The following is a 21,648-nucleotide window of genomic DNA, read 5'->3' as shown; positions in this document are numbered from 1 at the left end:
CTCGAGCTTAACGGGTCACCAGTCATGAACTGTTCCATCGGCGAGGCGGTTGTAGGGCAGGTAAGCGGTGGCGTACGGGTACTTTCCGGCCTCGTCGACGTCGAATTCCACCCCGAGCCCTGGCTTGTCACCCGGGTGCAGGTATCCGTCCTCAAAGGTCATCGACTGTTGGAAGACCGCGTTCGTCTTGTCGCCGTGCTGCATGTACTCCTGGATGCCATAGTTGTGGATCGCGAGTCCGACGTGCAGCTGAGCAGCAAACCCGATGGGCGAGATGTCCGTTGGCCCGTGGAAGCCGGACTTGATCTGGAACATTGCCGCGTAGTCCATGACCTTCTTGAGCGGAGAGATGCCGCCGAAGTGTGTGGATGCTGCCCGCACGTAGTCGATGAGCTGCTCTGAGATGAGCGACTGGAAGTCCCACACGGTGTTGAAGATCTCGCCGATCGCGAGGGGCGTTGTCGTGTGCTGGCGCACGAGGCGCAGAGCTTCCTGATTCTCAGCGGGCGTGCAGTCCTCGAGCCAGAACAGGTCGTACGGTTCGAGCGATTTGCCGAGCTTCGCCGCCTGCAACGGGGTCATCCGGTGGTGGCCGTCGTGCAGCAGCGGCAGCTCGGGCCCGAATTCGTTGCGCACGGCCTCGAACACGGTCGGCACGTGGCGCAGGTACGAGCGAGTGTCCCAATCCTCCTGGGCGGGCAGTGCGCCGCGCTGAGCCGGCTCGTGGTCGTAGCGCACACCTTCGTTGCCGGGAAGACCTCTGTTGGAGGCAATGCCGTAGATCGACTCGAGACCGGGGACGCCGGTCTGTACGCGGATCGAACGGTAACCGAGAGCCTGGTGTTCACGGATCGAGTCGAAGAGCTCGGGCAATTCTTTACCTGAGGCATGGCCGTATGCCATCATCCCGGTGCGGCTTGCTCCGCCGAGGAGCTGATAGACCGGCATGCCAGCTGCTTTACCCTTGATGTCCCACAGTGCCATGTCCACGGCGGCGATGGATGCCATCGTGACGGGGCCGCGGCGCCAGTAGCCACTGCGGTAGAGGAACTGCCAAGTGTCTTCGATGCTGGAGGCGTCCCGCCCGATCAAGAGCGGAACGACATGCTCTTTAAGGTAGGCAACGACGGCAAGCTCACGGCCGTTGAGCGTGGCATCGCCCACGCCGGTGAGACCATCGTCGGTCGTCAGCTTGAGGGTGACGAAGTTGCGGTCCGGGCTGGTGACAACGACCTCGGCCTTGTCGATCTTCACGGGGATCTCTCCTTGTTTCGGTTCAGAATGAAAGGTACACCTCAGTTACGGAGAAGGAACTTCCGCTTCGGCGCAGTGGCGACGTCTGTGCTTGAGTATGCCGGAGACTGCGCTCCACGGGCTCCGCACACCGTCGCGCTCAGCCTCAGTCACTCGCGCAACGAAGAGCATGTCGTCATCTGCGCGACCCTGCACACCCCATTTGCTAGCGTTGACCCTGGAATCTCCAGCGTTGCAGAACTCCGGTGCACCTGCCAGTCATGCGTGCGCATACGACTTTCCCTTTCGCCCACAGACAAACGAGGAGATCTCATGGCGGATACCGCACAGGCCAACATCGGCGTCATCGGGATGGCGGTGATGGGCTCCAATCTCGCGCGCAACCTGGCAAGTCGCGAAGGAAACACTGTCGCAATCTACAACCGCTCGCCCGAGAAGACCCGCGCCGTCGTCGAGGAGTTCCCGGACGCCGGGTTCATCGCCTCCGAGTCGATCGAGGACTTCGTGGCATCGCTGTCGACTCCGCGCACAGCCATCATCATGGTCAAGGCCGGTGCGGGCACGGATGCTGTCATCAACCAGCTCACCGAGCACTTCGAGCCCGGCGACATCATCGTCGACGGCGGCAACGCCCTGTTCACGGACACGATTCGCCGTGAGAAGGCTGTGCGCGACACCGGAATCAACTTCGTCGGCGCTGGCATCTCGGGCGGCGAAGAGGGCGCACTGCTCGGACCGAGCATCATGCCCGGCGGCTCGGCCGAAGCCTGGGAAACGCTCGGCCCGATCCTGAAGTCGATTGCCGCCGTCGCCGAAGGCGAGCCCTGCGTCACGCACGTCGGTACCGACGGTGCCGGCCACTTCGTCAAGATGGTGCACAACGGCATCGAATACGCCGACATGCAGCTCATCGCCGAGGCTTACGACCTCATCCGCCGCGGCACGGGCAAGACCCCGGCAGAGATCGCCGACATCTTCGCCGAGTGGAACACCGGCGAGCTCGAGTCGTACCTCATCGAGATCACCGCAGAGGTGCTCCGTCAGGTTGACGCGACCACAGACAAGCCGCTCGTCGACGTCATCCTCGACCAGGCCGGAGCGAAAGGCACCGGAGCGTGGACCGTGCAGACGGCGCTTGATCTTGGCATCCCCGTCTCGGGAATCGCCGAGGCCGTGTTCGCGCGGTCGCTGTCGTCGAAGCCGGCGCAGCGCGCGGCGGCATCCTCGCTCCCCGGGCCCTCCAGTGCGTGGCAGGTTCAGGATGCTGACGCATTCATCGAAGACGTGCGGCAAGCGCTCTACGCATCGAAGATCATCGCGTACTCGCAGGGATTCGACGAGATCGTCGCCGGTGCCGAGCAGTACGGATGGGACATCAAGAAGGGCGACATCGCGAAGATCTGGCGTGGCGGCTGCATCATTCGCGCGCGCTTCCTGAATCGCATCACGGAGGCGTACGAAGAGAACCCCGACCTTGTCGCTCTCGTCACCGCACCATTCTTCACCGAGATCGTCTCGACGGCGCAGGATTCGTGGCGGCGCATCGTCGCGGGCGCTGCCCAGTCCGGCATCCCGGCGCCTGCGTTCTCATCGTCGCTGTCGTATTACGACGGGCTGCGTGCCGACCGTCTGCCCGCTGCACTCGTGCAGGGCCAGCGCGACTTCTTCGGTGCGCACACCTACAAGCGCGTCGACAAAGAGGGCACGTTCCACACGCTGTGGTCCGGTGACCGCAGTGAAGTGAATGCCGAAGACACGCACTGAGCACTATCGAGTGACAGGAAAAGCCCCGCGGATCTGGTCCGCGGGGCTTTTCTCCTGTGTCAGTGGGACGCCACCTCATACTCACCGAGAATCGTGTCTCGTTGACGTGTGCCCAGAAGCGCCGATGTCATCCGATCGACGGCCTCAAGAAGGATGTCTCGCGGTGTCGCGAAATTGACGCGTACGAAGCTGCTCTCCACAGCTCCGTGCTCTCCTCCGGGAGTCGTGGCAACAGCTGCCGTGTCGCGCAGATACTCTGCAGCGTCAGAAAGCTCGAACTCGCGCAGATCGAGCCAGGCGAGATAGGTGGCATCTGGCGGGATCATGATGTGACCTAGCCCGTTTTCGCTGAGCGCGGTGACCATGGCGTCCCGGTTTCCGCGGAGAACCTCGATCGCCTCGGTGAGCCACGGTCCACCTGACGTCAGTGCGGCTTCGGTTGCGACCATCCCCAGGGGCGAGATCCCTCCCTTAGCCGCGCGCGGTATCCGCTCCCACGTGCGGTTGTCGGCCTCATTCGTGAAGGCGATGAACGCGCATCGAAGACCCGGAATGTTCCACGCTTTGCTGGCGCTTGTGAACGTGATGCTGTGTTCCGCCGCCCGCGATCCAATGCTTGAGTAGGGGATGAACTCTCGACCATAGCGGATCGGGGCATGCACCTCATCGGCGAAGACCCGTATCCGATAACGCTCAGCGAGATCGCTGATCGCCGTCAGCTCCGAGCGCGTGAAGACATGCCCTGTCGGGTTCACGGGGTTGCACAGGATCAGCGAGCCCGAGCCGTTCTTGAACGCGTTCTCGAGGGCGTCGAGATCAAGCTCATAGCGATCGGGCTTCCTCGTCATGGGCACCTGGTAGATCAGCCTCTCGGCCGCTGTGATCGCATCGAGAAACCGACTGTACGTCGGAGTGATCACAGCGACAGGAGTTCCGGGAGCAGTGAAGTACCGGATCGCGTTCGTGAGTCCCTTGATGATGTCGGAAATCAGCCGAACCTGCTGGGGAGGGACGGACACGCCCTGTGTACCAAGCCACTGGCTGGCCACCGCCGGCAGGGTGCTGTCGGAGTCCGGAATCGGGTATCCGAAGGCCTGCCTGCCGACAGCATCCTGTACCGCATTCTGGATCGGCTCGGCGACGGGGAAATCCATTTCGGCGACCGTCAGGTCGATCGTCGAGGACGGATACACTCCCCATCGCTTGCAACCCCGCGCCCGCGAGTCGTCAATGGTCCAGTCGCTGATCTTCATTTCTTCCTTTTCTCGTGTCGATGCGTGCGTGGCGCCGCCGAAACGGTGCCGAGTCAGGTCGTTGCCGTTCGAGCCGCGCTGATGTGGGTGAGAAACTGCGCTGTACGCGCTTCCACGGGGTTCCGAATCACCTCACGGGGGCTTCCCGATTCGACGACCGATCCCTTCTCCATGAAGTAGACGGTCGTCGCCACGTCTTCGGCGAAGGTGATCTCGTGCGTTGCAACCACCATGGTCACGCCCTGGCGAGCGAGATCTGTGACGACGTCGAGGACTTCACCGACAAGCTCGGGGTCGAGCGCGGACGTCGGCTCATCAAGAAGCAGAACGTCGGGCCGTGTGGAGAGAGCACGCGCGATTGCGACGCGCTGCTGCTGCCCTCCCGACAGTTCGGATGGATACGCTCCGGCTTTCTCAGCCAGCCCCACCAGCGCCAGAAGCTCGTGAGCACGAGCACGGGCCGCTCCCCGAGCCTCGCCCAACCCACTCGTCGGCCCCTCCATGACATTCTCCAGCGCCGTGCGATGAGCGAATAGGTCGAAGTGCTGAAAGACCATGCCCGTCGATCGACGCTGACGCGCGAGGGTGCGCTGATTGCATTCGCGCAGATACCCCCGCTTCTCCGCGTATCCCATGACGTGACCTGCTACCTGGACGACTCCCCCGGTGGGAGTCTCGAGATGGTTGATGCACCGGAGAAGCGTGCTCTTTCCCGAGCCCGACGGGCCGATCAGGGCAACGACTTCTCCTCGCTTGACCTGGAGTGAGACCCCGCGCAGGGCCTCGACCTGTCCGTACGACTTGTGAACGTCGCGGACGTGAATGATGGGATCCGAGTCGCGCGTCTCGGCAAGCGTGGGCTGTGTAGCGGTCATGACGTCACCTCGCGGGGTCGATCTGAGTCAGCGGTAAGCGGCTGCCGACGAGCGGGACTTTTCTCCGTGCGTCGGGTGTAGCCACGCGAATAGTGGTTCTCGATTCGTCGCTGCACCTGCGTGAGGATGACGACGATCACGAGGTACCAGATGCTCACGACGATCAGGAGTGGTATCTGCTGAAAGTTCTGCGAGTAGATCAGCTGTGCTTCGGTCATGAGGTCGCCAGCGCCGATGACGAAGACCATCGCCGTGTTCTTCACTTGGCTGATCAGCGAGTTTCCGTAGGCCGGCAGGATCACGCGGATTGCCTGTGGGAACACCACCCGGAAGAACGTCTTCGCCGGTGTGAGTCCGCACGCGGCAGCCGCCTCACTCTGGCCGCGGGGCACCGAAAGGATTCCGCCGCGGATATACTCCGCGAGAAACGCTGCCTCGCCCAGGCTCAAGCCGAGCAGAGCCGCCGCGAACTGGGTGATCAGCAGGTTGGTGTCGAACGTGACGAGATCCGGTCCAAAGGGAATCCCGATGGTGATTGTCGGAAGGATCGCGGCGAGGAAATACCAGAACAGCAGTTGCACCATTGGAGGGATGCTGCGAAAGACCGTGATGTACGTGCGGGCGAACGCTCGAGGTGTCGGGTCCTTCGTGAGTGCCATGAGCGCCAGGACGACACCGAGCACCGTGGCAATGGCCATGGAGACGGCGGTAAGGACAAGCGTTGTCCGAAGCCCCTCGAGAATTCTCGGGTCGAAAAGGTAGGTGGCGACGGCGCCCCAGTCCAGGCGTTCATTTGTCGCTGCCCCGACGACGAATGCGATCACGACCCAGAGCAGGATCACGAGTGTCAGAACCCGGCTCCAGCTGATGCGGCTCTTTGCCTTGATGGGAGGCAGCGGCGCGAATTCGTCTCGCTTTGTCGGCGAAGGCACGGCGACGTTGGCAGTCATAGCCCCTCCCCGTCGTTGATCGTGATCTCATCGGGGACGAGCGCCTCTTCAGACCATTTCTCAGCGACATCGCTATAGGTCCCGCTCTCGAGAAGGCTTTCCCACGCGGCCATGAGCGCGTTCACGAGCTGCGGCTGATCTTTCGCCACAGGCATTCCGAGTGGCGCGCTGTCGCCCTCGAGCTTTCCGATCAGCTCCATCTCGTCCTCGTGCTGGGAGACCATGTACGGCGTAGCCGTCATCCCATCGACGATGGCTTCAATCCGTCCGCTGAGGAGCGCCTGTCGCGTCGCTCCATCATCTTGAAACGTCTCTAAGGCGTACGGCTCTTTCCCGTTATCGGCGCAGGTGTTCTTCTGATCGTCGAGTATCGAGAACTCGTTTCCGCCGCCGTTCACCCCGATGGTGTGTCCGCACAATGACTCGATGCTGGTGCCGATGCCGTTCGCTTCTCCCTTGCGCGTCACAACAACCGAGCCAGAATTCGCATAGTCGACGAAATCCACGACCTCCCGGCGATCAGCCCGATCACTGACGTTGTACAGACCGGCGTCGTAGCGGCCCGCAGCGATTCCACCAAGGAGGCTGTCGAACGGAACGACGACGAGCTTCACGGTGACGCCGAGCTCTTCTTCCAGAGCCTCGGCAATGTCAATGTTGAATCCGACGAGCTCGCCATCCTTGAGGAAGTGAGTGGGCACGGTGTTCTCACCCGTAGCGATAACGATCTGCCCCGCGTCGACAATGCGCTCCGGCAGGCCGGACGAGCTGGAGGAGCTCGAATCCTGGTCAGCGGCGTCTGCCTGATTGGGCACGACGGCATTGCACGCGGCGAGCAGGCTCATGGCGGAGAACGCCCCGGCGGCTCCGAGCACCCCACGCCTGATGGTCTTGGGGAACTTCATTGTTTCCTCCTCTGTCGATGACGGGTTCTTCAGTAGTGTTCCAAACGAACCGGTAGTGCACTAGACATCACTTGACTAAGGTCAGTGTTAGCAACAGGCTAAGAGCGCGGAAGAAATGGATGCTGTATGCCGATGGACACAAGTCGCATGGAGAACGTGGAGACCCTCGATCTCTCGGTTTTCGTCGAGATCGCCCGCTCCGGAAGCTTCGGGCGCGCAGCGCAAAAGCTTCTCATCGCCACCCCGTCTGCAAGCACACGGATCACACGGCTTGAAGAGAAGCTCGGCTGTCAGCTCTTCATCCGGACACCGCGTGGATCGCAGCTGACCGCGGAGGGCCGCACGTTTCTCTCATACGCGCAGCGCACGCTGACAATTCTCGAAGAGGCGCATCACGCCGTGCTGTCTGACCAGTCACGACGAGCGGTTGCAGCTGTTCCCGCAAGTCTTGGCTGGGTGGTCTACCCGCGCATCCTCAATCTGTGGTCAACGATGAACATCACCGGAGACTGCCGCGTGGCACACAGCAAAGAGGTGATCGAGTTCATCCTCGATGGAACAGCATCCACGGGGCTGGTCATCAACACTCCGCTGCCCGCCAGTGTGACGGGACATGAGGTCTGCCGTTCACCGATGCGCGCCGTTGTCTCGGCGCAGCATCCGCTCGCTGAGGCTGATGCCGCAGCACTGGACGACGCTCGAGCATCTGGGGTCGCCATCTACCGATGGGGTCCCGAGGCTGTCGCGCTCGCCGGCACGTTCGACGAGACGCCGCACACAGGCCAGAACAACGTTCATCTCATCGGGTTGCCATCGACCGTGCTCGAGCTCGTCGAGACATCGAACGTCGTCGGCATCGTCCCCGAGTTTGCCGCACGATCCGCGCTTCTCGACGGTCGAGCCGTCACGCTCCCCCTCCGAATGCCCGAATGGTCACTTGAGGTCCAACTCGTCCACCGGCGTGAAGCAGGCGACGACATCAGCGTGCGCACCCTGGTCGACAATATCGATATGCTCGCCGACGATCTGATCTTGCCCGTTTCGCCCCGTTCATGACCTCGAATAGAAGATAACGCGCAAGTGCCCCCGCAGAAGACGATCCGCGGAGGCACCCCTGCTGTGATGATTCAGGCCGCTAGGCGGCACCGTCGAAGAGACTCGTGACCGAGCCGTCTTCGAAGACCTCGCGAATGGCACGAGCCAGCAGTGGGGCGATCGAAAGCACCTCAAGCTTCTCGAAGGTCTGCGCATCCGAGAGCGGCAGTGTGTCGGTGACGACGACCTTGTCGATCGACGACGACTGCAGGATCTCTGGTGCCGGGTCGCTGAACACGGCGTGCGTCGACGCGACGACGACGCCGGTGGCGCCGTTCTCTTTCAGCGCCTCAGCCGCCTTCACGATGGTGCGCCCCGTGTCGATGAGATCATCGACGAGCAGGCACACCCGACCCTTCACATCTCCGACGATCTCGTGCACCGAAACCTGGTTGGGAACGAGCGGGTCACGACGCTTGTGGATGATGGCGAGCGGAGCGCCGAGCTTATCGCTCCAGTTGTCGGCAACACGCACGCGCCCCATGTCGGGCGAGACCACGGTGAGGTTCTCGGGGTCGAGCCGCTCTTTGAAGTACTCGAGGAGCACGGGCATGGCGAAGAGGTGGTCGACGGGGCCGTCGAAGAACCCCTGAATCTGCGCCGCATGCAGGTCGACGGACATGATGCGGTCAGCACCCGCGGTCTTGAAGAGGTCAGCGACAAGGCGTGCCGAAATCGGCTCACGACCGCGCCCCTTCTTGTCCTGACGCGCATACGGGTAGAAGGGAGCCACGACGGTGATGCGCTTGGCCGAGGCACGCTTCAGCGCGTCGACCATGATGAGCTGCTCCATGAGCCACTCGTTGATCGGCGTGGAGTGCGATTGAATGACGAACGCATCGCACCCGCGGACGCTCTCGTCGAACCGCGCGTAGATCTCGCCGTTTGCGAAAGTGCGGGCATCGGTCGGGACCAGCTCTGAGCCGAGTTCACCGGCGATATTCTCTGCGAGTTCCGGGTGCGCTCGTCCTGAGACGAGGACGAGCCGTTTCTGCCCCGAAGCTTTGATTCCTGACACAACCCCTGCTTTCTGTCGCGGTGCGACGTTGCAGCCTATTATTCTTCAGTTTCCGCGGCTGCTGCTGCTGCATGTGCGGCTGCCGTGTCCGGACGATTGGTTTCCACCCAGCCGTCCATATTCCGCTGAGGCGCCACGTTGATGGCGAGCGCCCCGGCAGGGACGTCTTTGCGCACCACGGTTCCGGCGCCCGTGTAGGCTCCGTCTCCAATCGTGATCGGTGCGACGAAGACATTGTGTGATCCGGTGCGCACGTGCGACCCGATCGTGGAGGAATGCTTGTTGACGCCGTCGTAGTTGGCGAAGATCGTGCCGGCACCGATGTTGGCGCCTTCCCCGACCGTCGCGTCGCCGACGTATGAGAGGTGCGGCACCTTGCTCTCTGCGCCGATGTGCGAGTTCTTGGTCTCGACGAAGGTGCCGATCTTTCCACGGGCGTCGAGCACGGTGTTGGGGCGCAGGTAGGCGAACGGGCCGACGCTTGCTCCGGCACCGATCACGGCGAGCGTTGCATCCGTGCGCTTCACGACAGCATCCTCGCCGATCTCACAGTCGACAAGCGTGGTGTCTGGCCCAACCTCGGCGCCGCTGGCGACGGTTGTGGACCCCAAAATCTGAGTGCCCGGCTTGATGGTCACGTCGGGGGCGAGCGTCGCCTTGATGTCGATCCAGGTTGACGACGGATCTTGCACGGTGACGCCTTCGCGCTGCCATCCACTGATGATCAGTGCGTTCAGCCGAGCCGCTGCCGCGCTCAGCTGTACCCGGTCGTTGACGCCCTCAGCAACCCAGGGCTCTGCAACCGGGACGGCGGAGATCAACTGACCGGATGCTTTCAGCGCACCGATCACGTCGGTGATGTACTTCTCCGCCTGAGCGTTGTCCGTCGTGAGCTTCGGGAGCTCACGACGCAGCGGCGCGGCCGTGAAAACGTACACACCCGCGTTGATCTCGGTGACGGAGAGCTCGGCGGCCGACGCGTCCTTCTGCTCGATGATGCGGTCGAGTGAGCCGTCTTTCTCGCGGATGACGCGACCATACCCGGTCGCGTCATCGAGGATGGCGGAGAGCAGCGTCGCGGCGGCCTGCGCCGACCGGTGCTTGCCGATCAGCTGAGAGAGCGTTCCGGCGTCCAGCAACGGCACGTCTCCGTTCACCACGAGCACGTCGCCATCGAAGTCTCCGGGCAGCGCGTCGACGGCCTGCTCGACCGCGCGCCCTGTTCCCGGAATCTCGTCCTGGTCGACGATGAGACTTGTAGGGAGCTCGTTCTGCACGACCTCGGCGATGCGGTCACGCTCATGGCGCACCACGGTGACAACATGCTCGGCGTCGAGGGCTTGCGCGGTCGCGAGAACGTGGCTGAGCATGGGGGCGCCGGCGATCGGATGGAGCAGCTTCGGCAGCCGGGACTTCATTCGCGTCCCCTGACCAGCGGCGAGGATGACGATGGCCAGTTTCTTATCGCTCATGCTCCGCCTCCAGGACTCGAACCTAGACTTCACAGCTCCAAAGGCTGTCGTGCTGCCATTACACCAAGGCGGACCACGCATCATGAAAATGCGCACGTCCCAGTTTGCCAGATGTCTCGAGTGGTCGCGTCGATCTTCTGCACGAGATAATGGACGAATGGCAGATCAACACGACGAGGTCGACCGTATCGTGACGGCGTGGGAACGTGAGCGCCCCGATCTCACGTTCTCGCCCCTTCAGGTGTTGTCTCGCGTCGGGCGCCTCTCACGCCATCTCGACCATGCGCGGCGCGATGCCTTCACACGCTCGAAGCTGGAGTCCTGGGAATTCGATGTGCTTTCCGCGCTGAGGCGGGCTGGCAAGCCGTTCACGCTGAGTCCGAAGCAACTGCTCACGCAGACCTTGGTGTCCAGTGGCACCATGACCAACCGTATCGATCGCCTTGTCGGGCGCGGTCTCGTCGAGCGGCGAACGGATCCGCACGACGGGCGCGGCATCCTCGTCGTCATGACGGCGACAGGGCAAGCGCAAGTGGATGCCGCGATCACGCGGCTCGTCGACGCCGAATCCGAGCTGCTGAGCTCTCTGTCCGACGACGACCAGCAGATCCTCGCTTCCTTGCTGCGACGACTCCTGCTCGGCTTCGACGCGCTCTGATCAGCGCCGCAGCACCTTCCGCGCCAACGTGTTGCCGAGGTACTGCACGATCTGCACGATGATCACAATCACGACAACGGCAGACCAGGTGACAACAGGCTCGAACTGCCGGAATCCCCATTGGATGGCGAACGACCCAAGTCCGCCGCCACCCAGGTACCCGGCGAGCGCCGACATCTCGACGATCGCCACGAAGATGAACGTGTACCCGAGAATCAGCGGGCCGAGAGCTTCGGGAAGCACGACCGACCAGATGGTGCGCAACCGACTCGCGCCGGAGGCTCGTGAGGCTTCGAGCACGCCATGCGGAACGGTGACGAGGTTCTGCTCGACGATCCGGCTGATCCCAAAGATCGCGGCGAGCGAGATCGCCATGATCATGGCGTTGTTGCCGATCCCTGTTCCGATCACCGGACGAATCAGCGGCTGCATCGCCGGAATGAAGATGATGAACGGAATGGGTCGAAAGAAGTTGACGATGACGTTCAGCACGGTGAAGACGCTGCGATTCGCGTAAATGCCGCCGCGACGCGTGACGTACAGGGCGAGCCCGAGAATGAGCCCGCCGACGCCGCCGAAGACAAGACTGATCGAGACGAGGTAGAGGGTTTCTCCTGTCGCCTCGAGAAGCGTGGGCAGAAGGTCAATGATCTGCTCCATCAGGCAGCCTCCGTCACGGCGATCGTCTGGCCGATGGTGCGCAGCACCTCATCGATCGCGCTGTCATCACCACGCAGGGCGAGGGTGAGATGCCCGAAGGCCTGCCCCCTGATGTCGTTGATGCCACCATAGACAAGCTCGAACCCTACCTGTGCGCGGGCGAGCTCGACGAAGACGTCGGCTTGCGAGCGGTCTCCGTCGCGAAACGAAAACGTCACGATGCGGCCCGTATGGCGCGAGCGGAGCGCGGTGACCTCGGCAGCATCCGGAATTCCCTTGACCACCGTCGAGACGAAACGCCGAGAGGCGGGATGCTGTGGGTCAGAGAACACATCGAAGACGTTTCCCTGCTCAATGATGCGCCCCTTCTCCATGACGGCCACGCGCGTGGCGATGGACTGAATGACGTCCATCTCGTGTGTGATGACGATGATCGTGATGCCGAGCTCGCGATTGACACGGTCGAGCAGACCGAGAACCTCGTGCGTTGTCTCGGGGTCAAGCGCGCTCGTCGCTTCATCGGCGAGAAGGATGCGCGGGTTCGAGGCGAGAGCACGGGCAATGCCGACTCGCTGCTTCTGCCCACCCGACAACTGGTCCGGGTAGCTGCGGCCCTTGTCGGCGAGGCCGACGAAGTCGAGAAGCTCAGCAACGCGCCGGACACGCTCTGCGCGAGGAACACCGGCGACCACGAGCGGGTACGCGATGTTCTTCGCGACCGTCTTCGACGAGAAGAGGTTGAACTGCTGAAAGATCATGCCGACTTCGAGCCGCATCTCGCGCAGCCGTCGTTCGCTCAGGCGCGTGATGTCTGTGCCATCGACCTCGACGGTTCCACTCGTCACCGGCTCGAGCGCATTGACGAGCCGCACAAGGGTTGATTTGCCGGCGCCGGAATAGCCGATGATCCCGAACACCTCACCCTGCTCGATATCGAGGCTGACGTTGTCGATGGCGTGAACGACCCCGCCGGAACGATCGGTTGCCGGGTAGGACTTCGTCACGTCGGTGAGGCTGACGATCGACACGATGCGCGTCCTTATCTGGTCACAGCGATCCGGCGAGCGCAGAGTGCTCGCCGGACCGCCTCGCTGGTGGAGAGGGGAAGATCAGCTGTTGGCTTTGATATCCGCAACAACGTCGTCGAGGGAGGCCTGCAGTTCATCCGCCGGGGTGTCGACGAACTGGGCTGTGCCGCCCGCGGTCTCCTGAACGCCGTCAAGTACGTCCTGGCTGTTGTGGTAAATGTCGACGAGCTTGTTGTATACCTCGTTGTCGGCGTCTTCAGCCTTCGTCACGAAGATATTGATGTACGGAACGGCGTTCGGGTCAGCCGGGTCGTCCTGCGCGATGGCGTCCGAGGCCTTCAGCCCGGCATCCTCAATGAAATCATTGTTGATGATCGCTGCAGCCAGGTCGGGAAGCGACGTCGGCGTGAGGCTGGCCTCGAGAGCGGTCACTGTGACACGGGATGCTGCTTCGTCGACGTCAGCGACCGTCGAGAACACGCTTCCGCCGTCCTTGAGCTCGATGAGGCCGGCCGACTGCAAGACGAGGAGTCCGCGTGCCTGGTTCGACTCGTCGTTCGGCACGGCTACCTCTGCCCCGTCAGGAATGTCCTCGACGGAGTCGTACTGCGTTGAGTAGAGCCCAAGCGGGTAAATCGCTGTCGCGCCGATGGGCGTGAGGTCATCACCGGATGCTTCGTTGTACTGTGCGAGGTAGATGATGTGCTGGAACTGATTGATGTCGATGTCACCTTCGGCAAGCGCCGGGTTCGGCTGCGTGTACTCTCCGAAGTCGACGATCTCGACGGTGATTCCCTCGTCAGCAGCCGCCTCTGTGTAGGTCTGCCAGTACGGATCGCTCGCACCGACGACGCCGATCTTCACCGGGTTGTCTGCTGTGCCTTTTTCGGCGGCTTCATCCGCCGAGGTGCTCGATGAGCAGGCGGCAAGGGTTGCAATCAGCGGGAGCGCCGCGAGGGCGGCGAAAATCTTCTTTTTTGACACACGAGTTCCTTCGTTTGAGGGGGATGCACTCACGATAGGCAGATGTGGATGAGGCGGAGAAATGGGGTCGTAACAGTGTGAAACCTGTGTATCGGCAGCGGATTCGCGAATTTCTCATGTCGGTTTGGTCACAGACCTCGTATTACCAGGTTGTCTGCACTAGGTTGAGAGTCGCAGTAGTTGTGTACGCAGTGATTTTTTGCGCACCGACTGTCGAAGGGTGACGGTCAGTGCACTTGAGGGAGCGGACAGAAACGCGGCAATCGCGCGTCCCGACAGTCGGGGCCCGCAAACTCAAGGAGTAACACCAATGGCAACCGGCACCGTCAAGTGGTTCAACGCCGAAAAGGGCTTTGGATTCATCACACCCGCCGACGGCTCGTCTGACGTCTTCGCGCACTACTCGGCCATCGCAACGAGCGGCTACCGTACGCTCAACGAGAACCAGCAGGTCGAGTACGACGTGGCTCAGGGCCCCAAGGGCCTGCAGGCGGAGAACATTCGCCCGCTCGACTGAGCACTGAACACCGCGAAAGCCTCATGGACATCACGTCCATGAGGCTTTCGCCGTTGTTGAGTGCACATATCTGAGGAGTGGTGACCGTGCAGGCACTTCTCGTCCGCAGGCTTGCGGACACACTGTGGTACCAACAGCACGGGGACGCCCGGCTTGCACGCATCACGGATGCTGGCGTTCTTATGGAGCGTGACGGACAATGGAGGTGTGTTTGAGATGACCGAACCCCAGGTGTGGACACTGATCGGCGTCTTCGCGGCTACACTGTTCGGAATTCTCACGCTGATGTCCACGATGTTCATCCGCATTCTCCGTGGGGAAATTTCTGGGTTGCGTGGCAAGGTGCTTGGCGAGATCACGGCGCTCCGTCATGAGGTGCGCGGCGAGATCTCTGGGTTGCGCGGCGAGATGGCGGGCATGCGCGGCGAGATGGAAACCGGGATTACCTCTGTGCGCTCCGATATCAAGCGTCTCGATACTCGCGTCGATTCACTCGACCGCGACGTGCAGGCACTGACTCGGCGCAGCTACGGACTCGAATGATCAGCTAGTTCAACAAAGCGCGATCGTCGAACGTTGCGCCCTTGATCTTGGCGAACTCGTCCAGCAGCAGGGGCACCGTTAGCTTCTTCTTCTCGTCGGCGGATGCCTCGAAAACAATCCGACCTTCGTGCATCATCACGAGGCGGTTGCCCAATGCCAGTGCCTGTTCCATGTTGTGCGTCACCATGAGCGTCGTCAGGCGCCCCTGAGCCACGATGGTTTCCGTGAGGTGGGCGACGAGGGCGGCACGCTGCGGATCCAGCGCCGCCGTATGCTCGTCGAGCAGCAGAATACGCGGCTTGGTGAATCCGGCCATCAGCAGCGACAGAGCCTGACGCTGCCCACCCGAGAGCAGACCGACTTTCGCTGAGAGACGGTCTTCGAGGCCGAGTTCGAGAGCACGCAGCTCGGTGCGGAAACGCTCGCGGCGCTTGGCCCCAAGAGACGGTCCCAGACCGCGCGACAGCCCACGCCTCTCAGCGAGTGCGAGGTTCTGCTCAATTGTCAGATTCGGGGCAGTTCCCGCCATCGGGTCCTGAAACACACGGCCGATGTACCGCGCGCGCCGGTGCTCCTTCAGCCGATTCACCGTGCGATTGTCGATCGAGATCGTTCCAGCATCCGCTGTATACCGGCCCGAGACTGCGTTGAGAAGCGTGGACTTCCCCGCGCCGTTCGAGCCGATGACGGTGACGAAGTCGCCCTCCTCAAGCGTGAGGCTCACATCTACGAGAGCACGCCGTTCGTTGACGCTTCCGGGAAAGAACGTCTTAAACAGTGAATCAATGACGAGCATGGTGATTACTTCCCTTCGCCCGGCGTCGTGGCAGCTGTGGCTCCCACCGGTTCGTCCACGGACGGGGCGGGGCCGTCGGCGGGAGGGGCATCGCGCGGCGGCACCTTGCCACCACGACCGCGCAGCGACGGGATGCGTTTGAGGAATCCCCAGCGGGGCAGAAGCAGTGCGAGCACGACGAGTGCCGCGGTCACGAGCTTCATGTCGTTCGGATCGAGCCCCACCCGCATGGCGTAGAAGATGATGAGACGGTAGAGGACAGCACCGAAGACAACGGCGAACGTCGACACCCAAATGAATCTCTGCCCGAGAACCGCTTGACCGAGAATCACCGATGCCAGTCCGACGAGAATCAGGCCGATGCCCATACTGATATCGGCAAACCCTTGATACTGCGCCACGAGAGCACCGCAGGCGGCGACGAACCCGTTCGACACGGCGAGCGTCAGAATCGTCGTGCCGTCCGTTGACACCCCGAAGCTGCGGATCATCGGACCGTTGTCGCCCGTTGCCTGGATCGCCAGGCCCAGCTTGGTCGACAAGAACCAGTCGACGATCAGTTTCAGCGCCATGACGGCGACGAAGAGCACGGCGACTCCTGCCCACGTTCTCAACAGGCCGGCGTCCCTCAGCGGTGTGTACACGGTATCCGCACGCAGCAGGGGCAGGTTCGCCGCGACGGTCGATCCTTCTTTCGCCGTGCCCATAATCCGCAGATTGACCGACCACAGGGCAATCATCGTCAGGATCCCCGCGAGCAGCCCGTCAATGCGTCCCTTTGTGTGCAGCACGCCAGTGACCGCACCCGCGATCAACCCCGCACCGCCACCGGCGAGCGTAGCGATCACCGGGTTCTGTCCGTTGGTGATCATCGCGGCCGCGACAGCAGCGCCCGTTGTGAAGCTCCCGTCGACGGTCAGGTCGGGGAAGTTGAGGACGCGAAAGGTGAGGTACACCCCCAGCGCCATCACGCCGTAAATGATTCCGAGCTCAAGTGCGCCGATCATCGTGAACCTTGCCTGCGCTCCGTATTATTCGACGGTCTCTGCCTTGTCGAGAATCTCTTCGGGAATGGTGACGCCCATGCGCTCGGCTGCGCCCGGGTTCACAACGTAGGTGAATTCCTTTGAGACCTCGACGGGCATAGTCGCCGGGTCAGCGTCCTCGGTGAGAATCTTCAGCGCCATCTCACCTGTTTGCTTTCCGAGCTCCGTGTAGTCGATACCCAGAGTCGCGATCGCACCGCCTTCGACCGTCCCAGACTCAGCGCCGATCACGGGGATCTGCTTCTTCTCGGCCACCTGAATGAGCGATGCGATTCCCGACACGACAGTGTTGTCGGTGGGCACATAGATGGCGTCGACATCGCCCAGCGCCTGCACCGCTTGCGCAATGTCGTTCGCCGTCGTGACGGTCTGCGTCTCAACGGTCATATCCCGTTCGCCCGCGGCCTCTTCAGCGGCCTTCACCTGCACCTCAGAGTTCACTTCGCCCGAGCTGTAGACGATGCCGATCGACGACGCGTCGGGAACGATCTGGCTGAGCAGGTCGAGCTGATCACCGATCGGCGCAGCATCACTTGTTCCCGTGATGTTGGCACCCGGCTCCTCGTTCGAATCGACGAGTTCCGCTGATTCGGCGTCAGTGACGGCAGTGAACAGCACAGGGATGTCGGTGATCGCTTGTGCCGCAGCCTGCGCTGCGGGTGTCGCGACCGCAAGCACCATGTCGAGATCCTGCGACGCGAAGCCCTGGGCGATCGTGACGGCGGTGGACTGCTCGCCGTTCGCGTTCTGCACGTCGAACTCGATCGTGTCGCCTTCGACATAGCCGGCGTCGAGGAATGTCTGTTTGAACCCTTCGGTCGCGGCGTCAAGAGCAGGATGCTGTACCAGCTGGCTGATGCCGATGGTGAGCTTCTCCTTGCCTCCGTCGTCACCGCCGCCGCTCGAATCGTCGCTACTGCATCCAGCGAGCGCGAGCGCGCCGACAGCCGCGATCGCAAGGCCCGAAATCGCCCTGGTCTTCTTCATTGAGGTTCTCCTTAGACGCCCGAGAGGGAAAGCACGTCTCTCGAGAGTACCGGGAGAGCGGGGCATTGCCGCACGAATCGTGCACCGAACAATGATTTTTCCCGAGGTCGTTGTGAACCCGTAACCCCAGCGACGGGTCTACTCGTCGTTCTTCTTCGGAATGACCGTATAACTCACAGTTCCGTCCTCACTGATCACGCCCAACGTGACGCCAAAGTCGTCGTTCGAGAACATTCCGGTGGTCATTCCCGTCGACTCGTTCCACATCTCCTCTGTGAAGCCGGCGTCCAACAAGAGCTGGCGAGCCTCTTCAGCGGCGGCCGAGTTGACGTCTGCCGTCATCGCCACAATCCACCCTCTGACCGCGGTTCCATCGGAATCGTCCATATCTAGATACGACGCAGACACAATCGGTGCATCGATGAGTGGGACGCTGTCGGGGAAGTTGTCGGGCAGTTCTTCGCCGATCTCAATATCAGAGTCTCCGCCTGAGAACTCCTCGACCAGCTTCTCGGCTCCTTCCTTCGCGGCCTCCTCAGAAAGCCCTTCTCCCCCGGGAAAGCTGAAGCAGCCCGTCAGGGCGAAAACCGCCACCAACGCGATGATCACACCGGGCGTCCGAAGCATCCGGCCCTGTGCTTTTTCCATAGTGACCCTCCAGAGTTCGTCAGTGTCCTGTGCCGGATTCTGGCAGCAACCACTCACACAACGCTCACGTGACGTGCGCGAGGACCGCATGTGTCACCGGGAGGGGCATCCGAGCGTGAAGACGTCGCGTTCTTCGGGCTGGGGATGAATGCTGCTGGCGGCGCGATGGGAGCCTTCAGCAGCGAACGCAATTACCTCGCCGGTTTCACGTCCGAATCTGCATAGCCCATCCACGTGCGGAGCACACAACCGCCACGTTTCCGGGTCATCGAATGCGCAGTCCGCGCTCACGGGCGCAGCAGGTGGCAATGTGCAGCAGGTGGCGATGTGCAGCAATTACCCAGTCAGTTCAGCCGACCCCACAGGTAGCTGTGAAGCGTCACTCGTGAAGGATTCTGAGGTCGCGTCGTCACTCCACCAGCTTTCCCTCACTGGAGACATCCCGCATCAGCGCCGCGATCTCGTCGGGAACCGGCGGGATTTCTTCACGCGTCACGCCGGTGTCGGGCGACCATACGAGATTCACCTGCAGCGACGGGTCTTCGTCGGGAAAATCGCTGCGATTGTGGCATCCGCGACTCTCTCGGCGTTCCAACGCTGCGTCCAGCGTCGCCCGCGCCGCGAGGGCTGCTGACCTCAGATCGAACGCGTGGGCGAGATCCTGGAACCCGGCGATGTCCGGATGAATTCCGACCTGGCTCATACGCTCCTCGGTCGCATCGAGCTCTGCCAGCCCGGCCCGCAGCCCCTCGTCTGAGCGCACGACACCCGCGTAATCCGTCATCGTGTTGCGCACGGCCCGCTGCAGCGCTCGGACGTTCTCGTGTCCGTCGGCAGCCAGCATCCCGTCAATCTCAGCCCGCGCCTCAGCGACGGCGGCGGCCGAACGCCGCTGCTCCCCCAGGCTCGCCGAGTGTTCGAGCGCAGCCTGACCAACGAGGCGCCCGTAGACGAGCAGCTCGATGAGGGAGTTGCCGCCCAACCGGTTCGCTCCGTGCAACCCGCTGGATGCCTCGCCGATGGCGTAGAGCCCGTCGACGTCCGTGCTGTGGTCGTGCGAGCGCACCCAGATGCCGCCCATCGAATAGTGGGCGGTCGGAGCGATTTCGATCGGATCTGTCGTGATGTCGAGCATCTGCAGGTCGAGCAGTGTCTGGTAGACGCGTGGCAGCCGGGTCATGATGGTTTCGCGCGGCAGGTGTGAGACGTCAAGCCACACGCCGCCTGCCTCTGTGCCGCGGCCTTCGGCGATCTCGGTGAAGGCGGCGAGCGCCACGCGGTCGCGCGTCGAGAGTTCCATGCGCTCCGCGTCGTAGCGCGACATGAATCGCTCGCCCAGGGCGTTGCGGAGGATGCCGCCCTCGCCGCGCGCGGCCTCGGAGACCAGCGTTCCCGCGGCGTTTTCCGGCTCGATGATGCCCGAGGGATGGAATTGCACCAGCTCGGGGTCCCGTAGGCGAGCTCCTGCTTCGACGGCGAGACGGAAGGAGTCACCGGTGTTCTCGTCGCGGCGCGACGATGTGCGTCGCCAGATGCGCGTGTGACCGCCTGCGGCGAGGATCACCGCATCGGCGTTGATGAGGTAGCGCGTGCCTGTGTTTTGGTCGAAGCCGTACGCGCCGAAGACGACGTTGTCGCGGACGAGGATGCGGGTGATGTACACGTGGTCGAGGATCGGCACATCGAGCTGTTCGGCGCGGCGCACGAGCGTCCGCTGAATTTCCAGCCCGGTGTAATCTCCGGCGAACGCAGTGCGCCGAAATGTGTGGGCGCCGAAGAATCGCTGAGAGATGCGCCCGTTGTCTTCACGGGCGAAGTCCATGCCCCAATTCTCCAGATCGCGGATGCCGCGCTCGGCACCACGAGTCACCGTTTCGACAGTCTCGGGGTTGGCGAGCAGATAGCTTTCGGTGATGGTGTCTGCTGCGTGCTGCTGCCAGGAGTCGTCGGGGTCCATCGTGCCGAGCGCCGCGTTGATACCGCCGGCGGCGAGCGAAGTGTGGGCGTCATCGCGGGGTCTCTTGCCGACGGCGAGCACATCGACTCCGGATTGCGCGACCTCGATCGCGGCACGGAGCCCGGAGCCACCGGTTCCGATAATGAGGACGCTGGTCGACAGCTGACGTTCGGGAAGGTTTCCAGTCATGCTTCCACGCTAGAAACGTCCTGGTGATACGTCCAATGCATAGTTTTACTCGAATCAATAGCGTTACGCTATGAGTATGAATTTGGAGCAGCTGCGCGGTTTCGTCGAGATCGCCGAACTCGGCCACTTCACGCGAGCCGCCGAGCGTCTCCATCTTGCGCAGCCGTCGCTCAGCAGGCAGATCTCGACGCTGGAGAGCGAGCTCGGTGCCGAGCTGTTTCATCGTGCTCGCGGACACATCTCGCTGACGACGGCCGGGGAAGCACTGCTTCCTCGGGCCCGACGCATGCTTGCCGACGCCGATGCCGTGCGCGACGACATGTCGGAGCTTCGCGGGCTGCGCCGGGGACGCGTGCGCATCGGTGCCACGCCGACGCTGTGCATCAGCCTTCTCGCGGAAGTGCTCACGGCGTTCAACGCCGAGCATGACGGCATCGATCTTGAGCTCACCGAGGGTGGCTCGCGGATGCTGCAGGAGCAGCTCGCCATCGGGGCGCTCGACATCGCCATGATCACGACGTCCGAGGGGCCGACAACCGCAGGAGTGAGCCTGTCGCAGGAGCCACTGCTGGCCGAGGAGCTTGTCGTCGTGTGGTCATCCGATCGGCCGGCACCCACCAACAACGAGGTGATCAGCCTGCAGGACCTGAGCCGGCTGCCGCTCATCGTGTTCCCCGAGAGCTACGATCTGCGGTCCGCTACGGACGCCGCATTTCGCAGCGCTGGCCTCATGCCCTCTCCTGTGATCACCGGTGTCGAAATGCACGCGGCGTTGCGGCTCGTCGAGCGCGGGCTCGGAGTGGCGCTCGTGCCCGCCATGGTGCTCATCGACCGGCCGAGCCTGTGCTCTGCCCGTCTCTCGGAGCCCAGGCTCGAGCGAACGGTGAGCCTCGCGCACCGGGCCGATGTCACGCTCTCTCGTGCGTCTGCGGAGATGCAGCGTGCGATCCTCGCGACCGCCGAGGGTGTGGTCAGGCGGACGCCGGCTGCGCGTCTACTGGTGACGAGTGGTCGCTCCGACGAGAGCCAGCGCGAGCAGTGACGAGCAC

21 protein-coding genes and 1 tRNA gene are annotated in these 21,648 nt (G+C 62.7%); 6 read left to right on the top strand and 16 right to left on the bottom strand.

The genetic code is table 11. The features are described 5' to 3' along the window. Positions 1-15: 15 nt before the first annotated feature. Entirely contained in the window at positions 16-1,254 is a 1,239-nt protein-coding gene (gene manD / locus OK352_RS06595) for a D-mannonate dehydratase ManD (protein WP_265140650.1), read from the bottom strand. A 312-nt stretch (positions 1,255-1,566) separates the two neighbouring features. Here manD and gndA point away from each other — a divergent pair, with 312 nt between their 5' ends. Beyond that, positions 1,567-3,018 carry an NADP-dependent phosphogluconate dehydrogenase gene (gndA, locus tag OK352_RS06590; protein ID WP_265140649.1) on the top strand — a complete coding sequence of 484 codons (1,452 nt, stop codon included), beginning with the start codon at positions 1,567-1,569 and terminating at the stop codon, positions 3,016-3,018. Positions 3,019-3,077: 59 nt separating this feature from the next. Here the strand turns inward: gndA and OK352_RS06585 are convergent, their stop codons facing one another. From OK352_RS06585 to OK352_RS06570, 4 genes are read right to left on the bottom strand one after another with little or no spacing between them, the layout of a single operon-like run. Continuing rightward, positions 3,078-4,271: a MalY/PatB family protein gene (locus OK352_RS06585; protein WP_265140648.1), complete on the bottom strand. Its 1,194-nt coding sequence runs from the start codon at positions 4,269-4,271 to the stop codon at positions 3,078-3,080. A gap of 53 nt (positions 4,272-4,324) precedes the next feature. Beyond that, the gene (locus OK352_RS06580; RefSeq protein WP_306387776.1) at positions 4,325-5,146 is read right to left on the bottom strand and encodes an amino acid ABC transporter ATP-binding protein; all 822 of its coding nucleotides are present in this window, start codon (positions 5,144-5,146) and stop codon (positions 4,325-4,327) included. Next, positions 5,143-6,096, bottom strand: coding sequence for an amino acid ABC transporter permease (locus OK352_RS06575; protein WP_265140647.1), 954 nt, complete (start codon positions 6,094-6,096; stop codon positions 5,143-5,145). The genes OK352_RS06580 and OK352_RS06575 overlap by 4 nt, the downstream gene beginning before the upstream one ends. Further along, entirely contained in the window at positions 6,093-7,001 is a 909-nt protein-coding gene (locus OK352_RS06570) for an ABC transporter substrate-binding protein (protein WP_265140646.1), read from the bottom strand. Before OK352_RS06570 ends, OK352_RS06575 begins: the two co-directional genes overlap by 4 nt. A gap of 126 nt (positions 7,002-7,127) precedes the next feature. Here OK352_RS06570 and OK352_RS06565 point away from each other — a divergent pair, with 126 nt between their 5' ends. Beyond that, positions 7,128-8,057 (top strand): LysR family transcriptional regulator, encoded by a 930-nt coding sequence (locus tag OK352_RS06565; protein ID WP_265140645.1) that lies wholly within the window; start codon positions 7,128-7,130, stop codon positions 8,055-8,057. A gap of 79 nt (positions 8,058-8,136) precedes the next feature. Here the strand turns inward: OK352_RS06565 and OK352_RS06560 are convergent, their stop codons facing one another. From OK352_RS06560 to OK352_RS06550, 3 genes are all read right to left on the bottom strand, one after another. Then, the gene (locus tag OK352_RS06560; RefSeq protein WP_265140644.1) at positions 8,137-9,114 is read right to left on the bottom strand and encodes a ribose-phosphate diphosphokinase; all 978 of its coding nucleotides are present in this window, start codon (positions 9,112-9,114) and stop codon (positions 8,137-8,139) included. A 38-nt stretch (positions 9,115-9,152) separates the two neighbouring features. Then, positions 9,153-10,586 (bottom strand): bifunctional UDP-N-acetylglucosamine diphosphorylase/glucosamine-1-phosphate N-acetyltransferase GlmU, encoded by a 1,434-nt coding sequence (glmU, locus tag OK352_RS06555; protein ID WP_265140643.1) that lies wholly within the window; start codon positions 10,584-10,586, stop codon positions 9,153-9,155. 1 nt (position 10,587) lies between these two features. Then, positions 10,588-10,659: transfer RNA gene (locus OK352_RS06550), tRNA-Gln, on the bottom strand. Between the two features lie 84 nt (positions 10,660-10,743). On the opposite strand from OK352_RS06550, the gene OK352_RS06545 reads away from it, so the two are divergent. After that, complete coding sequence (locus OK352_RS06545; RefSeq protein ID WP_265140642.1) at positions 10,744-11,244, top strand: MarR family winged helix-turn-helix transcriptional regulator; 501 nt, start codon at positions 10,744-10,746, stop codon at positions 11,242-11,244. Here the strand turns inward: OK352_RS06545 and OK352_RS06540 are convergent, their stop codons facing one another. The 3 genes from OK352_RS06540 to OK352_RS06530 all read right to left on the bottom strand — a co-directional run bounded on the left by OK352_RS06540 (position 11,245) and on the right by OK352_RS06530 (position 13,916). Beyond that, on the bottom strand, positions 11,245-11,904 hold the full coding sequence (locus OK352_RS06540; RefSeq protein WP_265140641.1) for a methionine ABC transporter permease: 660 nt from the start codon (positions 11,902-11,904) through the stop codon (positions 11,245-11,247). It lies immediately after the preceding gene. Next, the gene (locus OK352_RS06535) at positions 11,904-12,932 is read right to left on the bottom strand and encodes a methionine ABC transporter ATP-binding protein (RefSeq protein ID WP_265140640.1); all 1,029 of its coding nucleotides are present in this window, start codon (positions 12,930-12,932) and stop codon (positions 11,904-11,906) included. Before OK352_RS06535 ends, OK352_RS06540 begins: the two co-directional genes overlap by 1 nt. Before the next feature lie 81 nt (positions 12,933-13,013). Beyond that, the gene (locus OK352_RS06530) at positions 13,014-13,916 is read right to left on the bottom strand and encodes a MetQ/NlpA family ABC transporter substrate-binding protein (protein WP_265140639.1); all 903 of its coding nucleotides are present in this window, start codon (positions 13,914-13,916) and stop codon (positions 13,014-13,016) included. 310 nt (positions 13,917-14,226) lie between these two features. On the opposite strand from OK352_RS06530, the gene OK352_RS06525 reads away from it, so the two are divergent. Both OK352_RS06525 and OK352_RS06520 read left to right on the top strand, forming a co-directional pair. Then, positions 14,227-14,433: a cold-shock protein gene (locus OK352_RS06525; RefSeq protein ID WP_166984301.1), complete on the top strand. Its 207-nt coding sequence runs from the start codon at positions 14,227-14,229 to the stop codon at positions 14,431-14,433. A gap of 216 nt (positions 14,434-14,649) precedes the next feature. After that, complete coding sequence (locus OK352_RS06520) at positions 14,650-14,976, top strand: hypothetical protein (protein WP_265140638.1); 327 nt, start codon at positions 14,650-14,652, stop codon at positions 14,974-14,976. 4 nt (positions 14,977-14,980) lie between these two features. On the opposite strand, the gene OK352_RS06515 is transcribed toward OK352_RS06520, so the two are convergent. The 5 genes from OK352_RS06515 to OK352_RS06495 all read right to left on the bottom strand — a co-directional run bounded on the left by OK352_RS06515 (position 14,981) and on the right by OK352_RS06495 (position 20,599). After that, complete coding sequence (locus tag OK352_RS06515) at positions 14,981-15,772, bottom strand: ABC transporter ATP-binding protein (RefSeq protein ID WP_265140637.1); 792 nt, start codon at positions 15,770-15,772, stop codon at positions 14,981-14,983. Between the two features lie 5 nt (positions 15,773-15,777). Further along, on the bottom strand, positions 15,778-16,779 hold the full coding sequence (locus OK352_RS06510) for an ABC transporter permease (RefSeq protein ID WP_265140636.1): 1,002 nt from the start codon (positions 16,777-16,779) through the stop codon (positions 15,778-15,780). A gap of 24 nt (positions 16,780-16,803) precedes the next feature. Further along, positions 16,804-17,805, bottom strand: coding sequence for an ABC transporter substrate-binding protein (locus OK352_RS06505; protein ID WP_265140635.1), 1,002 nt, complete (start codon positions 17,803-17,805; stop codon positions 16,804-16,806). A gap of 138 nt (positions 17,806-17,943) precedes the next feature. Next, a complete protein-coding gene (locus OK352_RS06500) occupies positions 17,944-18,453 on the bottom strand; it encodes a hypothetical protein (RefSeq protein WP_265140634.1) in 510 nt (169 codons plus the stop codon). A gap of 409 nt (positions 18,454-18,862) precedes the next feature. After that, positions 18,863-20,599, bottom strand: coding sequence for an L-aspartate oxidase (locus OK352_RS06495; protein ID WP_265140633.1), 1,737 nt, complete (start codon positions 20,597-20,599; stop codon positions 18,863-18,865). A 70-nt stretch (positions 20,600-20,669) separates the two neighbouring features. Between OK352_RS06495 and OK352_RS06490 the strand changes: the two genes are divergently transcribed. Further along, entirely contained in the window at positions 20,670-21,641 is a 972-nt protein-coding gene (locus tag OK352_RS06490; protein ID WP_306387775.1) for a LysR family transcriptional regulator, read from the top strand. The last annotated feature ends 7 nt before the right edge of the window (positions 21,642-21,648 follow it).

It is taken from the genome of Microbacterium sp. MPKO10, from assembly GCF_026107415.2.
Taxonomy (GTDB): Bacteria; Actinomycetota; Actinomycetes; order Actinomycetales; family Microbacteriaceae; genus Paramicrobacterium.
This window is presented reverse-complemented; position numbering and strand designations above follow the sequence as displayed.

What these genes read in the sequence shown, in the direction of transcription:
- OK352_RS06540 (WP_265140641.1), bottom strand. Translation starts at nt 11,904, where the DNA reads ATGGAGCAGATCATTGACCTTCTGCCCACGCTTCTCGAGGCGACAGGA.
- OK352_RS06500 (WP_265140634.1), bottom strand. Translation starts at nt 18,453, where the DNA reads ATGGAAAAAGCACAGGGCCGGATGCTTCGGACGCCCGGTGTGATCATC.
- OK352_RS06580 (WP_306387776.1), bottom strand. Translation starts at nt 5,146, where the DNA reads ATGACCGCTACACAGCCCACGCTTGCCGAGACGCGCGACTCGGATCCC.
- OK352_RS06495 (WP_265140633.1), bottom strand. Translation starts at nt 20,599, where the DNA reads ATGACTGGAAACCTTCCCGAACGTCAGCTGTCGACCAGCGTCCTCATT.
- OK352_RS06505 (WP_265140635.1), bottom strand. Translation starts at nt 17,805, where the DNA reads ATGAAGAAGACCAGGGCGATTTCGGGCCTTGCGATCGCGGCTGTCGGC.
- OK352_RS06525 (WP_166984301.1), top strand. Translation starts at nt 14,227, where the DNA reads ATGGCAACCGGCACCGTCAAGTGGTTCAACGCCGAAAAGGGCTTTGGA.
- glmU (WP_265140643.1), bottom strand. Translation starts at nt 10,586, where the DNA reads ATGAGCGATAAGAAACTGGCCATCGTCATCCTCGCCGCTGGTCAGGGG.
- OK352_RS06570 (WP_265140646.1), bottom strand. Translation starts at nt 7,001, where the DNA reads ATGAAGTTCCCCAAGACCATCAGGCGTGGGGTGCTCGGAGCCGCCGGG.
- OK352_RS06585 (WP_265140648.1), bottom strand. Translation starts at nt 4,271, where the DNA reads ATGAAGATCAGCGACTGGACCATTGACGACTCGCGGGCGCGGGGTTGC.
- gndA (WP_265140649.1), top strand. Translation starts at nt 1,567, where the DNA reads ATGGCGGATACCGCACAGGCCAACATCGGCGTCATCGGGATGGCGGTG.
- OK352_RS06490 (WP_306387775.1), top strand. Translation starts at nt 20,670, where the DNA reads ATGAGTATGAATTTGGAGCAGCTGCGCGGTTTCGTCGAGATCGCCGAA.
- OK352_RS06545 (WP_265140642.1), top strand. Translation starts at nt 10,744, where the DNA reads ATGGCAGATCAACACGACGAGGTCGACCGTATCGTGACGGCGTGGGAA.
- OK352_RS06520 (WP_265140638.1), top strand. Translation starts at nt 14,650, where the DNA reads ATGACCGAACCCCAGGTGTGGACACTGATCGGCGTCTTCGCGGCTACA.
- OK352_RS06510 (WP_265140636.1), bottom strand. Translation starts at nt 16,779, where the DNA reads ATGATCGGCGCACTTGAGCTCGGAATCATTTACGGCGTGATGGCGCTG.
- OK352_RS06575 (WP_265140647.1), bottom strand. Translation starts at nt 6,096, where the DNA reads ATGACTGCCAACGTCGCCGTGCCTTCGCCGACAAAGCGAGACGAATTC.
- OK352_RS06515 (WP_265140637.1), bottom strand. Translation starts at nt 15,772, where the DNA reads ATGCTCGTCATTGATTCACTGTTTAAGACGTTCTTTCCCGGAAGCGTC.
- OK352_RS06565 (WP_265140645.1), top strand. Translation starts at nt 7,128, where the DNA reads ATGCCGATGGACACAAGTCGCATGGAGAACGTGGAGACCCTCGATCTC.